This is a genomic window from Nostoc sp. (assembly GCF_036917195.1).
In the GTDB taxonomy this organism is placed as follows: domain Bacteria; phylum Cyanobacteriota; class Cyanobacteriia; order Cyanobacteriales; family Nostocaceae; genus Nostoc.
Map to the genome: position 1 here is coordinate 23,560 of NZ_JBALDG010000075.1, position 13,212 is coordinate 36,771.

Annotated in this window: 12 protein-coding genes; 4 read left to right on the forward strand and 8 right to left on the reverse strand. The window is 41.3% G+C overall.

Translation table 11 applies throughout. The features are described from left to right. The first annotated feature begins 314 nt into the window (after positions 1–314). A complete protein-coding gene (locus V7K40_RS25570; protein WP_334964713.1) occupies positions 315–2,744 on the forward strand; it encodes an ATP-dependent helicase in 2,430 nt (809 codons plus the stop codon). A 267-nt stretch (positions 2,745–3,011) separates the two neighbouring features. On the opposite strand, the gene V7K40_RS25575 is transcribed toward V7K40_RS25570, so the two are convergent. Both V7K40_RS25575 and V7K40_RS25580 read right to left on the reverse strand, forming a co-directional pair. After that, complete coding sequence (locus V7K40_RS25575; protein WP_334964715.1) at positions 3,012–3,587, reverse strand: GNAT family N-acetyltransferase; 576 nt, start codon at positions 3,585–3,587, stop codon at positions 3,012–3,014. A 143-nt stretch (positions 3,588–3,730) separates the two neighbouring features. After that, complete coding sequence (locus V7K40_RS25580; RefSeq protein ID WP_334964717.1) at positions 3,731–4,399, reverse strand: DUF1345 domain-containing protein; 669 nt, start codon at positions 4,397–4,399, stop codon at positions 3,731–3,733. A 444-nt stretch (positions 4,400–4,843) separates the two neighbouring features. On the opposite strand from V7K40_RS25580, the gene V7K40_RS25585 reads away from it, so the two are divergent. After that, complete coding sequence (locus V7K40_RS25585; protein WP_334964719.1) at positions 4,844–4,993, forward strand: hypothetical protein; 150 nt, start codon at positions 4,844–4,846, stop codon at positions 4,991–4,993. Between the two features lie 13 nt (positions 4,994–5,006). Continuing rightward, positions 5,007–6,155 carry an alanine--glyoxylate aminotransferase family protein gene (locus V7K40_RS25590; RefSeq protein WP_334964721.1) on the forward strand — a complete coding sequence of 383 codons (1,149 nt, stop codon included), beginning with the start codon at positions 5,007–5,009 and terminating at the stop codon, positions 6,153–6,155. Positions 6,156–6,476: 321 nt separating this feature from the next. Here V7K40_RS25590 and V7K40_RS25595 read toward each other — a convergent pair whose 3' ends face one another. The 5 genes from V7K40_RS25595 to V7K40_RS25615 form a co-directional block, all read right to left on the reverse strand. Further along, positions 6,477–6,881, reverse strand: a complete 405-nt coding sequence (locus V7K40_RS25595) for a response regulator (protein WP_334964723.1) — start codon at positions 6,879–6,881, stop codon at positions 6,477–6,479. A gap of 1,135 nt (positions 6,882–8,016) precedes the next feature. Continuing rightward, positions 8,017–9,444: a hypothetical protein gene (locus tag V7K40_RS25600; RefSeq protein WP_334964725.1), complete on the reverse strand. Its 1,428-nt coding sequence runs from the start codon at positions 9,442–9,444 to the stop codon at positions 8,017–8,019. A 184-nt stretch (positions 9,445–9,628) separates the two neighbouring features. After that, positions 9,629–10,129, reverse strand: a complete 501-nt coding sequence (locus V7K40_RS25605; RefSeq protein ID WP_334964727.1) for a hypothetical protein — start codon at positions 10,127–10,129, stop codon at positions 9,629–9,631. Positions 10,130–10,222: 93 nt separating this feature from the next. After that, on the reverse strand, positions 10,223–10,708 hold the full coding sequence (locus V7K40_RS25610; protein WP_334964729.1) for a hypothetical protein: 486 nt from the start codon (positions 10,706–10,708) through the stop codon (positions 10,223–10,225). Between the two features lie 110 nt (positions 10,709–10,818). Beyond that, positions 10,819–11,322 carry a WD40 repeat domain-containing protein gene (locus V7K40_RS25615; RefSeq protein WP_334964965.1) on the reverse strand — a complete coding sequence of 168 codons (504 nt, stop codon included), beginning with the start codon at positions 11,320–11,322 and terminating at the stop codon, positions 10,819–10,821. 627 nt (positions 11,323–11,949) lie between these two features. Here V7K40_RS25615 and V7K40_RS25620 point away from each other — a divergent pair. After that, positions 11,950–12,237 (forward strand): hypothetical protein, encoded by a 288-nt coding sequence (locus V7K40_RS25620; RefSeq protein WP_334964731.1) that lies wholly within the window; start codon positions 11,950–11,952, stop codon positions 12,235–12,237. Between the two features lie 485 nt (positions 12,238–12,722). Here V7K40_RS25620 and V7K40_RS25625 read toward each other — a convergent pair whose 3' ends face one another. Continuing rightward, positions 12,723–13,082, reverse strand: coding sequence for a VOC family protein (locus V7K40_RS25625; RefSeq protein ID WP_334964733.1), 360 nt, complete (start codon positions 13,080–13,082; stop codon positions 12,723–12,725). Positions 13,083–13,212: the final 130 nt, after the last annotated feature.

Genomic DNA, 13,212 nt, shown 5'->3' on the forward strand with positions numbered 1-13,212 from the left:
AAACCGATTTATTCATTATTATATATTCTTAATCATTAGACTTATCTGCGAATTAACTAGTACAGCGGACGCGTTAATCCACATACCATCTCAATTAACAAGACTTGGGTCTTAACAAGGGGCAAAATCTCCTTGTTAAAGTTAGGCAAACTTGCGCCGACTTGTACTAGTTAGTGATATTTTTAGCCGGAAGTTCCCCCCAACCCCTTTTTTTAAGGGGGGCTTAAGATATATTTACAGAGAATCACCAAAAATTATTCATATCTGTAGCTTGGGAATTACATTCAACATCTATTTAAAATAGAAAATTTGATATGTCAGACTCTAAATTTACTGCTTCTGTGGCTCAAGAATCACTCCATTCAGAATTGTCTGAGCGATCGCCTGTTCCTTCTCTGCGGGAGAAGATTTTAGCAATCCGCAACGGTCTGCGCCCTGGACAACAACAAATGGCTGACTGGCAATCTGGCCCCCTAGCTATTTCTGCCGTTCCTGGTGCAGGCAAATCTACTGGTATGGCGGCGGCGGCGGCGATCGCGATCGCCCGTCAGTATGAACGTTCATCCTCCCGCCGTCAATTGGTAGTTGTTACTTTTACTCGCTCTGCTGCTGCCAATATTAAAGCGAAGATCCGCAAAGACTTAAAGGAATTATCATTACCTCAAATGGGCTTTTTTGTCTATACCCTACATGGTCTAGCGTTGAATATTGCCAGTCGCCATTCAGATTTATCGGGTTTGCAGTTAGAAAATGTCACATTAATTACACCAACTCAAAGTCACCGCTTTATCCGAACAGCTGTAGAGCAATGGATTGCGAATAATCCAGGAATATATTTGCGGTTATTAGAAGGTCATCAATTTGACGGAGAAGAGACAGAAAGGTTGCGTCGCCAATCGGTGCTACGAACAGAAGTATTGCCGGAATTGGCTAATACGGTAATTCATGAAGCAAAAAGTTCTGGGATATCGCCAGAAAGGTTGCGGGAGTGGAGTAAACAAACCACAGACGAATATGCAATTTTGAGCGTAGCGGCGGGATTGTATGAGCAATATCAAAACTTAATGCGATCGCGTGATTTCATCGACTACGACGATATGATTTTAGCTGCACTACGTGTTTTGGAAAACGACAGTGCCCGTCGCATCGAGCAAAACCAAGTATTCGCCGTCTTTGAAGACGAAGCCCAAGATTCTAGCCCCCTACAGACGCAGCTGTTAGAAATTTTGGCGAGTGATGGGGACAAGGGAGATAACTCCTCACTCCTCAGTACAGACGCGATTAATCGCGTCTCTCCTCACTCCTCACTTAATCTAGTACGAGTTGGCGACCCCAACCAAGCGATTAACTCCACCTTCACCCCAGCCGATCCGATTTATTTTCGGCAATTTTGCGAAGAGTGCGATCGCATCAAACGATTAGCAACGATGGATCAAGCTGGACGTAGTACTAGAATTATCATTGAAGCTGCTAACTTTGCCCTCAAATGGATCAATAATCAGTGGTTAGCAACAACCAATAAAAAACAACAGACTCCTGACAACCGACAAGTACCATTTCGCTTGCAGACAATTCACCCTGTTGAAGCTGGTGATCCACAAACTAACGCCAACCCAGCACCAACAGGACGAGGATTGGAACTTTATACCCCGCGTGACATTCATCACACGGTTGAATTGTTATCTCAAAGAGTGATCAAGTTATTTAGCGAAGATCCAACAAAAACTAGTGCAGCGATTTTAGTGCGAGAAAATCGTCAAGGAAGATGGTTAGCAGAGGCTCTGACACCTGTGTGCAAAGAGCATAATATTATACTCTACGATGTGGGAGAACGCGATCGTCGTTCCCATGTTCCGCAAGAAATTTTAGCATTACTGCAATTTTGCGATCGCCCCCACTCCCCCGATTACCTCAAAGCCGCCTTAGAGGCATTAGTACAGCGCCAATTAATTCCTACCCAAGACCTCAACGCCCTTGCTAGTCTCCCAGAAGAATTTTTGTATCCTGGCCCCCTAGCAGCACCCCAGCCAGAAACAGTTCAAAAAGCCGCTCGCTTGTGTCGCAGCTTACTTCGCGCCCGTTTGGAATTGCCCCTGTACCAACTAATTTCCTTTCTCGCCTTAACCTTAAATTATGATCAGGCAGAATTGGCAACTGCTGACAAACTCGCAGAACGGGTAAACCAGCAGATAGCTGGCAATAGTTCGATGGGGGGAATGCTGTCAGCTTTAAGTGAAATCGTCAGTTCCGAACGGTTTGAACCAGTGGAAACCGAGGATTCGGAAGAACGTTACACTCGTTGCGGTCAACTGACCATTATTACAATGCACAAAGCCAAAGGGCTGGATTGGGACTATGTATTTCTCCCCTTTCTCCACGAAAACTTGATTCCTGGGAGATTTTGGGTTCCTCCCCAAAGCCAGTTCTTAGGAGATTTTACCTTATCAGAAGTAGCCCGCGCCCAAATTCGTGCTGCTCTCCACGGTGAATCTACCATACCAGATGTTACGCAAGCATGGGAACAAGCAAAGCATTTGAAAATATCTGAGGAGTACCGTTTACTCTACGTTGCGATGACACGAGCAAAGCGTCTAGTGTGGATGTCAGCAGCGCAGAAAGCCCCCTTTACTTGGAGTAAGCCGGATAATTTACAAGAACAAGCGCCTTGTCCGGTGTTTCCAGCATTAAAGCTCCAATTTCATGAATGTGTGGCGAATTTAGCAGTAATGGCTAAACAAGCCTGATCAAAACTTTTAAGAAATTGATTAAAATCCACAGTTAGTAGCGATCCGATTATGAATATTTGTACGAAATAAGCTACCTAAAGTGAAAGTTGGCGTTTGAAAATTGGTGTTATTTCATTAAAATGCTCCCGCTGCATCATTTGTGTTATGTCGAGTAACACGGTACGTTAGGCTAAAGCCGTAACATACCCTAACTTTTGATTTACTTTATATAATACTCTCTAAGATACGTTTCCCCTGGGACATTAACTGAGGAACTGTTGTAAATTAGGAGTGCAATGGATTCTTTCGGTCTATTGCCATGAGCCAACAATCTGAGTATTCCCCTTCATGCAGTTCATGGGCGGGCAATAGTTTTATTTTCACAAAACCACATTTTTCATAGCAACGGATAGCGCGAGGATTGTCAACATGAGGATCTATGACAATTTTATGAGCTTGTCGCTGTTCAAAAATATAACTTATAACTGCTGACAAGATTTTTGTACCAATTCCCTTGTTCCAATAGTCGGTTTCGCCTATGAACAAGTCAATTCCGTAGACATAATCAGTTTCATCGAGATGATACAATTGTCTATCGGTTTGGGATAAGTCATTGAGCGCACAATACTGCAAATAACCAATGGGGATATTTCGATAGTAGAACAGACACGGAACAACCGGGTCATCTCCCCTGATCATAGGTTTGTACGTTTCTATAATTCTTTCTAAATCAAAAAGAATATCTCTTCCTTCATAAAATTTCAAAATTTGTTCATCAGTTAACCATTTTGCCATCAACTCATAATCATATATTTCATCTTGCATTAGACGAATAGCAATTTCGTCTTGTTCAATTAGCATTTAATGTATATATTTTTCTAGACAATGTTTAAATAATTATAAGTCAAACGGCGTAAATAGTTAAAGGTTTGTAGCAAGGACTTTAGTCAGAAAAAAAGGGTAGAGGAGTAAATAATTAGAGTTTTGGCTGAGTTAAGCAATTTTTAAATCAGCGATGCAACGATATTAATAGTCATAGCTAAAATAGTGGTATTGAAAAAGAAGGATAATATGCCATGTAACAGAGTCAAGCGCCTCATATCGGGTGATGTAGTCTGCACATCTGAAACTTGACTAGTCATGCCAACTACAAAAGAATAATATAAAAATTCCCAATAGTCTGGACAGTCGTTATGAGGAAAATCTAATCCTCTGGTGATTTCTTCACTATTATTACGATTAATATATTTGTAATAGCTGTGTGCATATTGCACTGCAAACATCGTATGCACTACTAACCAAGAACCGACAATGGTCATAATTGCAAGTATGACATGTAGGGTAAGCAGCATTGTTGACAACCCTTTTTTATCATTTAGTAAAAACCCAATGGCTAAAACACTAGCACAAGCCGCAGCTATTATTAGCATGAATATAGCCAAATATCCTTCATATTCATTCTCAGCATAACGGCGAATTTTTTTTGGGGTAGCTTTGAGCATTTTCCACCACGTTACGGCTAAGAAAAAGTCAATACCAAAGTTCCAAGCGCAGAGAATGCGAGTGGGTAAGTGCAGTGAAGGCGGAAGGATTACTGAAACTAATACAGCGAGTCCGACAGCAATGATTAGTCGGGGTCGGGGGTCAAAGTTTTTAAATAAATTCAGGTTCACAGATATTGCGATCGCACATGTTATGCAGTCAGGTTTAACTAATTCGTAATTCGTAATACTCGCCTCCGGCTGAGAAGCAAGCTACGTAATTCGTAATAGTCGGTGAAACACCACACCAAATTGTAAAATGGATGGTCTTTAAGCTAATCGTAATTCAAATTGCATCTTTGTGTGTTTGCGTCTCCCCGTCTTCTTAGCGATTTGAACTACGCAATTTAAAACGTATCAGCTTACTTGTTGGGGTATAAATCCTTAACTAATTCAATTACGAATTACTTTAGCTTGACTCTAATCGTCTCTATTCGTTGACGATTGACGGATGACGGAATTACTCAATGGCATCCGGCATTCTTGGCATTAGGACGAACATGAAGAGAATGTGCTGCTAAATACCTACACGACCCATGCCAGGTAATAATGATTAAAATCAAATATCGCTCAAGAGTGGGACTCCAAATCGCCCAAAAATTCATCTCATCACTCCCGATTTGCGGTGAACAGAGGCGAACATTCGGTTCAGCTAAAACATCGGTGATGCGTTCGCCTCTGGCGTTGGCGGAGCCATCGCTCTATGATCCGGTAAGTATGGTCTAAGCGAAGACTGATTATGACGCAAACAATTTCCATCAACGACTCTGGGCGCTTGCAACTCACACCGCTAGAAATCCCATCCCGTCTACTGTTAGGGCCTGGGCCCTCCAATGCCCATCCTACAGTTCTCCAGGCGATGAATACTTCACCAGTTGGGCATCTTGACCCAGCTTTTCTCGCACTCATGGATGAAATTCAGTCGTTGCTACGCTACGTATGGCAAACTGAAAACCCACTCACCATTGCAGTCAGCGGTACGGGAACAGCCGCAATGGAAGCAACCATCGCCAATGTCGTTGAACCCGGTGATGTGGTTTTAATTGGTGTAGCTGGTTACTTCGGTAATCGCCTTGTGGATATGGCTGGACGTTATGGTGCGGATGTGCGAACCATTACCAAACCTTGGGGACAAGTTTTCAACCTTGATGAACTCCAAACAGCGTTAAAAACTCATCGTCCAACTATTTTAGCTCTAGTTCATGCCGAAACCTCCACCGGCGCACGTCAACCGTTGGAAGGAGTCGCTGATTTGTGTCGTGAATTTGGCACTTTGTTGTTGGTGGATTCAGTCACAAGTTTAGGTGGTGTCCCTTTGTTTTTGGATGCTTGGGGAATTGACCTAACTTATAGTTGTAGCCAAAAAGGGTTGGGTTGCCCACCTGGTGCTTCGCCTTTTACAATGAGTCCGCGTGCAGTTGAGAAATTGCAACAGCGCAAAACGAAGGTTGCAAACTGGTATTTAGATATCTTGTTGCTGGGCAAGTATTGGGGCCCTGAACGCACCTATCACCATACAGCACCGATTAATTTATACTATGCATTGCGGGAAGCACTACGTTTGCTTGCAGAAGAGGGGTTAGTAAACTCCTGGCAGCGGCATCAAAAGAACGTAGAATATCTCTGGCAAGGGTTGGAGAACTTAGGACTGAGTATGCACGTTGAGCAAGAGTATAGACTGCCAACGCTTACTACTGTCCGCATTCCAACAGGGGTAGATGGGAAAGCGATCGCCCGGCAGTTACTCAATGAACATAATATTGAAATTGGCGGTGGTCTTGGCGAACTCGCTGGTAAAGTTTGGCGCGTGGGATTGATGGGCTTTAATAGTCGTAAGGAAAGTGTTGACCAACTTTTAGCAGCACTACGGCAGGTTTTGCCTAACTAGTTTTGGGTTAATTAGGTGTGTTAACAGTAGCTTACGCACCTGAGAAAAAAGGCGTAGGCGTAGCCCGCCGTAGGCATCGCGCTAACATTGTTTGATAATTAAAGCAAAGCTGATACTTCACACTTGTATTATGTCCGGTTAATCAACCTGAGTAAAAACGTAGTCAAGACTTCAGCCCTGATTTTGTTCGCCTCTTTTGAATGATTATTAGCTTATCCGCCTCTTTTGAATGATTATTAGCTTATCTACAGCCTCTTTGTAGATTATAGTTTTGACTAAACCTGTGCCTCCCAATCTTAAAGACATCAGGCACTACAATCGTTACCAATTACAACAAGCAACCAAGCTAGCTACTATCTCAACTAGTTCTTCTGGATCAATCGGTTTAGATACATGAGTGTCAAAGCCACCTTCCAAGGCACGGATACGAGCCTCACTATCAGTATAGGCTGTTAAAGCAATAGCAGGTACTCGTCCACCATTCTTTGGTTTGAGTGCACGAAATTTGCGGATGAAAGTGTAACCATCCTCCCCAGGTAACCCAATATCAGAAATTAAAACATCGGGCTGCAATTCGGATAATACTTTGCGTGCCGCATCTGCTGATATTACTGATATAACTTTTGCTCCATCCATTTCCAACACAGTAGTGATGAAAAAGCGAGTATCATTATCATCCTCAACTACCAGAATATCTAAACCAGCAAGAGTTCCAGAAGGTTCCATAAATGACATTTTATTCTAACTTTCTGTAACGCATTGCCCACGACTTTAGTCGCGGGCTTTTAGTAGAGAAAGAGAAATAGCAGTTTGGGTCTTGTACAGGTTCCGAAACACTATCCCCTGAACCTCTAGGTGCAGTTACGATTAATAGAGGATGGACTCATCCCCACGCCCCAGAAACACATTGCTTTGCCAGTAGCAATCGACACTTCGTCAAGCTCAGTGATCATATGCTTCTACCCACTACGAGACTACGCGACAGTCTCTTATCTACTGGAAAGCCGTTTCTATTGGGTAGTAGTGCCTTATCCGATTTCGACATCACATATATTATCTCATGATTTACCATAAGTAATTGAGCAGCGATTAAAATCGCCTGTAGTCACTGAGCGTGTCGTACCCCTACGGGGAAGCAAGCTAGCAAGAGCGTCTTGTAGAGAAGTGCGCCTTACCCCCATGCACAAATGCAGTTGCTCTCCTCTCTGCGAGACGCTACGCGTAGCTTGCTTCCCCGTAGGAGTACGGTACGAAGCCTATGGTAATTTTTATTACCAGTAGAAATTACGCAACTGTCATAAGCGATCGCTATCTATACTGAACTGCTATCCTTTTTTCATTTAGGAGATTGGGTTAAGATGGCATGGCAATACAAAGTCCGACTCGTTCAGATTTTGTGAAAAACATCGGGAAAATATATCTGTTGAGTATTCCTCACGAGCTTCACTGCGACAAAAAGCCAACAAACAGCAGAGGTAAGAGTATTAGGAGAGACACAATTAAAACTAGGGTTGCTGGCTCGATTTTAATGTGATTCTTCTGTGGTTCGGGCATTTGGCACTCTCTCGAACAATAAGTATATCAACTCAGCCTAAAGGATGTTTACTTCTTTTTCCAAGCCCAATGAGGTTTAGAAGTGTAAACTTTTTAGCTATTCCAGCCCATTCAATTTGCAGATTTTTGATTTTAGTAACTTTATCCCCCCATTAGGTTATTTCTTCCAAGGTAGTTTAGTTCCCATTTCAGTCAATGCAGAAAAGATGAGATAGACAATAAGTAACCCAGCAGCTGCAAAGAAAGCCAGTAAATCGTTATCCATAAATGCTATTTGCTAAAACTTCGCTAATCATAACGGAATCACCTAATCTTTAACGTTTTTCTGAGCCTGCAATCTTTGGTCTTCTGGGTGCAAATTGTACCAGCCATACCAGTGACGAACTCCTAGCCAAACGGCTGAAAGCAAACCTGCTAGGCTGAGGGTGAGGCCGCTAAACGGTACTAATAATCCAAAGATGGGTAATACTGCTCCAGCAATAGTACAGATAATCGCAGCCAGGGAAGCACTGCGGCTGGCTCCCAATCCCCATGTTAAAATTAGTAAGCTGATGGAAATTAAAGTCCAAGCCAACTGAGCATTTATAACGCGAGCTAGATAGGTCAAAGTCAATAGACAAGCAAAGAAAATACTACCAGCGATCGCGACATTTTTGAAACTCATTGGCAGTGATAAATATAACAACAATATCCACCACAAAAATATTGCTGGTGCTAGTAATAAAAGACGCCCAATTACTCCCGTATGACGAATAGGTTCAGTGTTGGTAAACACTCCAAATGGATTTTTGACTGAAACATTATCGTCAAATTTCCAAGTAAATTGCGTACTGCGTCCGTCAGATTTAATCTCATCAGGTTCAATACCACTAGCAAAATTAGCCGGAGCAAAGTTAGCAATTGCTGTGAGGCGGAAGTTAGATAGCATCTGTCCCGCTGCACTATAAACCCAGCGAGGCCCGCCTCTAGCCTGATAGGTGACTCGAAAGGTGGTTTCTTCCCCTGGTTGCAGCTGGAAGGGAAAACCATAGTCTCCCGGATTAGTTTGTTGTAACCTAGTACTGTCACGCTCGATTTTGTAGCTAGCAAGCAGTGTATAGCCGTTGGGTGGTGGTGCTTCAAAGAAAAAATTATTAATATCCTTGAGTTGGTTAACTACTTTATAATCTGCAGTATAATTTGCCCGATAAGTTGAGCTGCGACCTGGAACATCTACACTTTGGTCAAGCTTGACTTGAATTTGCGAACCAGCCAACGTCAAAAAGCGGTTGATGTCTCGTGTCTCATTTACCTTAACTATTTTGCCACCGACTTGAGTGCTATATGAGTATGGCTCTTGAATAGAGTAGCGAACTTGGGGCGCAAATTGTTCCAGCTTTTCACCTGCAACACTTTGGGCCACTTGAGCGACCCTTGCTTGTTCCCAGTGGTGGTAGCGATTGCTTAAAGTTGAACAAAGAAAAAATCCTGGTATTAACAGAACTAATACCAAAGTTAAATGCTGTAATCCGCGCAACAGTTGGGAATAACCAATAGCCCATTCACCGATGAATATAAGTTGTTCCGGCTGACTGCGACGGAGAGAAAAACTTATCAGTGCGATCGCAACTCCTAAAGCTACAATCAAAAATACTAATAACAGTGAAGCTTTGAGCGCCTGGGTTCCAAATTGAACAAGCTCAATCGGATGCGTCAAATCAGGTAATCCGGGAATACCTTGAGGAGAAGATGACATTGGCAGATTTTTGCAGAATTTGGAGAACCAGACCAATAAAATCTCTTAAAAGTTTCTGGAAAGAAGTATAAATTATTCTCCAATCTGGTCACGGTTTTATAGCTTGCTTCCCGCAGGGTATCCCCCATCAAATTATCCCAATCCTCAATTTACAGCAGATTTCAAGTTGGGTGTGGTACACAAACTAAGTCTCAAAGCCAGATATAAAGCCTGTTTTATTTCTGACTTCTGACTCGTGAATTCTGCTGTAACTTTGTGTTTTCAGAATTTCCTTTAATTTATTCTCATAGAAAAATTCCTTTTCTCCCATAGCTGGAACTAAATCAGTTAACCAGGTTGCTTTCTCGTCATAACGTGCAAAGAAAGGACGTTTACACCAATTAGGATCGCGTTGTAAAAAAGAAAGTACAAATACTTTCTTGCCATAAATCTCAGTTACGCCATCCACTGCAACTTTACCTAGTAGTGCTGACATGACTGGGCCCCGAACGGTACGAGCTAACCCAGACACTTTTTGTATTGCTGTTTGATAAATTTCCCAAGCTCGAATAATTGGCACTTCAAAATAATGTTTTGCTCCAGTATCTCGTTCCATAAACATATAGTAGGGAATGCAACCAAGGCGAACTTGTTCTTCTTGCCACATCTGTATCCATACTTGCGAAGAATCATTAATTCCCCGCATAAGTGGTCCTTGGGTGCGAATCTGTGCGCCTGTACTACGAATGCGTTGGAGGGCTGCTTGAGCAATTTCAGTTTTGATTTCTGTCCAATGATCCTAGTGTGCCATAATGGACAGATGTTTGCATGTACAATATGCATGACAAGTTTGACCTGCTGTCGGAAAAATCAAGACTGTTTCGGAATATTTATGTTGAATTCCTGGTACTTGTTTTCCATCTAAAGTTGGAATATTGTATTCTGCTTGTCCGGCGGGATGGGGGTTGAGTTGCGATCGCACTGTATTTATTACCTGACGCAGGTCTTCTGGCGTGGAATTTTGCAGATGCCAAATAACCTTGTCTAAAGATTCAGGAGCTAACATTTCTTCTTGAGGAAAGGTAAAGCGAAAGATGGGATCATCAGGAATTTTCTCCCAGTCAATCAGTTCCTCTACTACGTAATTATTGACACGGAACGGCAATACTTGGGCAACTGCTTTCATTGCCAAGCGGTCTTTTGATGAAAGTTTTTGCAGTTGAGGAAGCCGATCTATATCTTTAATTTCATATAACTCAATTCTTTTAGGATTAAATTGCGACATTTAATTAATATATTTTTTTAAATTAATCTAGAAAATCCTGGAAGTATCTGGCAAATATAGTGACATTTGGCGAGGATTTTACCATTAGGACTAAAACTGACAGACTGCACCTAATTTGTATGCCCCTGTAAAGTTTCAAACCATTCCTCAGTCCGAATATTCCATAGCTTGATATTGCAGTCAACACTACCACTAGTCAGAATTTGACCATCATGACTAAAAGCAATAGAGCGGATGCGATCGCTATTTTGCAAAACTTTCACGCACTGTCCACTCAGAGTATCCCAAAAGCGGATGGTTTGGTCATCACCGCCACTAGCTAATAGTCCCCCAGAGAGCGGACTAAAAGCAACAGACCAAACACAACCAGCATGGCCTTCCAAAATGCTAATACATTGATTAGTTTGAACATCCCACAGCCTGACGGTTTTATCATCATTGCTACTAGCAATTATCTTTCCATCTGGACTTAGAGCTAGATCGTGTACCCAATTGCTGTATCCTTGCAAAATTTGGATACATTGATCAGTCTCGATGTCGCAGAAGCGAACTGTTTTGTCATAGCCACCACTGGCGAGTGTTTTCCCATCGGGACTAAATGCAACAGACAGAATAGAATTAGTGTGTCCTGCCTACGTTTTTAATAATTTCCCTAGAAAATTGTTTTCATTATTGAGGTGATCAAGTGAATAATTTTCCAGCCCAAGAGAGTCTAGAAAAAGACTACAGCAGGGTTGATATGGTTCTAATAAGTACCACATCAACCCTGTTATTTTTTTATTCATTTATCAGGAGAAAATATGACTAATAATCGTCACAGCTTTTTATTTCGTTTGACTTATCAATTCATTAAATATTTTGCGCTGGGATTATTTTGTCTAGCGATCGCTTATGTTTTGTCACCTATTTTCGGAGGTTCAGATATTGTTATGAGTCTACTACTACCTTTTGTTTTTTATTGGCTCATTTTCCGGTGTGAACTTATTCTTCTTTGCTTAATATTGACGACAGTAATTTTTGAATCTGTTCGTTAAAATCTCACAAATAATATTTGACTTTCATATCTTGCATCATTCTCAACTAATATCCTCGCTCACTCTCAAGGAACAATATTGCTGCTAGTGTGAAAGTCTAAATTTATTTGCAAAGCTTTTTAGAGTCGTTCAAAATTTCGTCTCTAAGTATCCATAACTGAATTTAAGATGTGCTAGAAAACTTTACCAATCTAACACATTACTTTTTTGTCAAAAATAAACCAAAAAATTGTAAATGAATATAGCAATTTTTCTGGAGAAGAACAGTTACATCCTATATTAGTTATCTTAGTAGCAGGTTCGCTCTCTTTGGCAATTGTTGATCCGACTAATCGTCCTGCATACTTTGATATTGTGAAAATTGCAGTCGTTTATTTTTTTGGTACAACCAAGTCCCAAGGAAATATTAATAAGTCTAACAACCTAGATGATTCGGAAATCCCAGACGATTCAAACAGTACAAAAGGTAATGATAGTCACGACAAGCCTAAATAAAGAACTGAACTAGTTAGAAAAACGGAAAATAGAAGTAAAATCAAAAACCCGGTCTTCATGACCGGGGTTTTGAGCGGAAACAATAGGGCTATATTCCCCGAAGGTTAGTTATAGAGGTTCAGTATAATATCGATGCTCTAATAAGTGATACCACCCCGCTGTTATCGATTCCGGAAAATTCGCTAATAATTTTTGAGTAGCCTTTATCTGCCAAAATACAGCAAGCGACTAGTGCAGCACAGCAGAAATAACTATCCAGTTGAAAAAGCCTAAAAAGCTTACTGTATAAGCTTTCTTGCTTCTTGCACTATAGCAATCTGAATTGAAACGTGAGAAAATACGGAGATTAAAAGTACGTATTTATAGGCATCTCAGCGATTTTATCTCTCACGAATGATTAGGATTGCTATAGCGCTGTTGTATCATTTTGATTAGCCAGTCTGATTGCAGCCTTCACAGCAAATCCTTTTTGGGTTAAAAATTAATTATCCAAACTCAATATACTCAATAATGGTTCCATCAGGATGCATCGCTCGCATATTAAATCCAGTGGGAACATTGTTAGGTTCCGCCAGAATCACTGCACCCTGCTGAATAAGTACTTCTTTAAAATCATTGAGGGAATCAACGAGAAATGTTGCGTGTGTACTTTTGAATGGAGAAAGGGTTTCAGCTGAACCAGCAATTAAAAGAATAGAACCCACACCTGCGAGTTCCAACTCAGCCTCAGAATATTGAAACCACAACCAACATTTTTCTGTAAAAAGGTTTTCATAGAAAGCGATCGCCTCATCCAAGTCTATCGGACTTAGATAGACTCTGGTTAGTACTTTAATAATTTGCATTGCAAACTGTCTATTAGGCAGCTAGTGTATTTTATTTTGCTTATTCGGCAATCATAGTTTACTAAGATTGATCAATAAATAGCCTATCTTCAATTTAAAAAAGGTCTTCAACTCTCTGTTCACCTAGCTG

What these genes read in the sequence shown, in the direction of transcription:
- V7K40_RS25570 (WP_334964713.1), top strand. Translation starts at nt 315, where the DNA reads ATGTCAGACTCTAAATTTACTGCTTCTGTGGCTCAAGAATCACTCCAT.
- V7K40_RS25575 (WP_334964715.1), bottom strand. Translation starts at nt 3,587, where the DNA reads ATGCTAATTGAACAAGACGAAATTGCTATTCGTCTAATGCAAGATGAA.
- V7K40_RS25590 (WP_334964721.1), top strand. Translation starts at nt 5,007, where the DNA reads ATGACGCAAACAATTTCCATCAACGACTCTGGGCGCTTGCAACTCACA.
- V7K40_RS25595 (WP_334964723.1), bottom strand. Translation starts at nt 6,881, where the DNA reads ATGGAACCTTCTGGAACTCTTGCTGGTTTAGATATTCTGGTAGTTGAG.
- V7K40_RS25600 (WP_334964725.1), bottom strand. Translation starts at nt 9,444, where the DNA reads ATGTCATCTTCTCCTCAAGGTATTCCCGGATTACCTGATTTGACGCAT.
- V7K40_RS25605 (WP_334964727.1), bottom strand. Translation starts at nt 10,129, where the DNA reads ATGCGGGGAATTAATGATTCTTCGCAAGTATGGATACAGATGTGGCAA.
- V7K40_RS25610 (WP_334964729.1), bottom strand. Translation starts at nt 10,708, where the DNA reads ATGTCGCAATTTAATCCTAAAAGAATTGAGTTATATGAAATTAAAGAT.
- V7K40_RS25625 (WP_334964733.1), bottom strand. Translation starts at nt 13,082, where the DNA reads ATGCAAATTATTAAAGTACTAACCAGAGTCTATCTAAGTCCGATAGAC.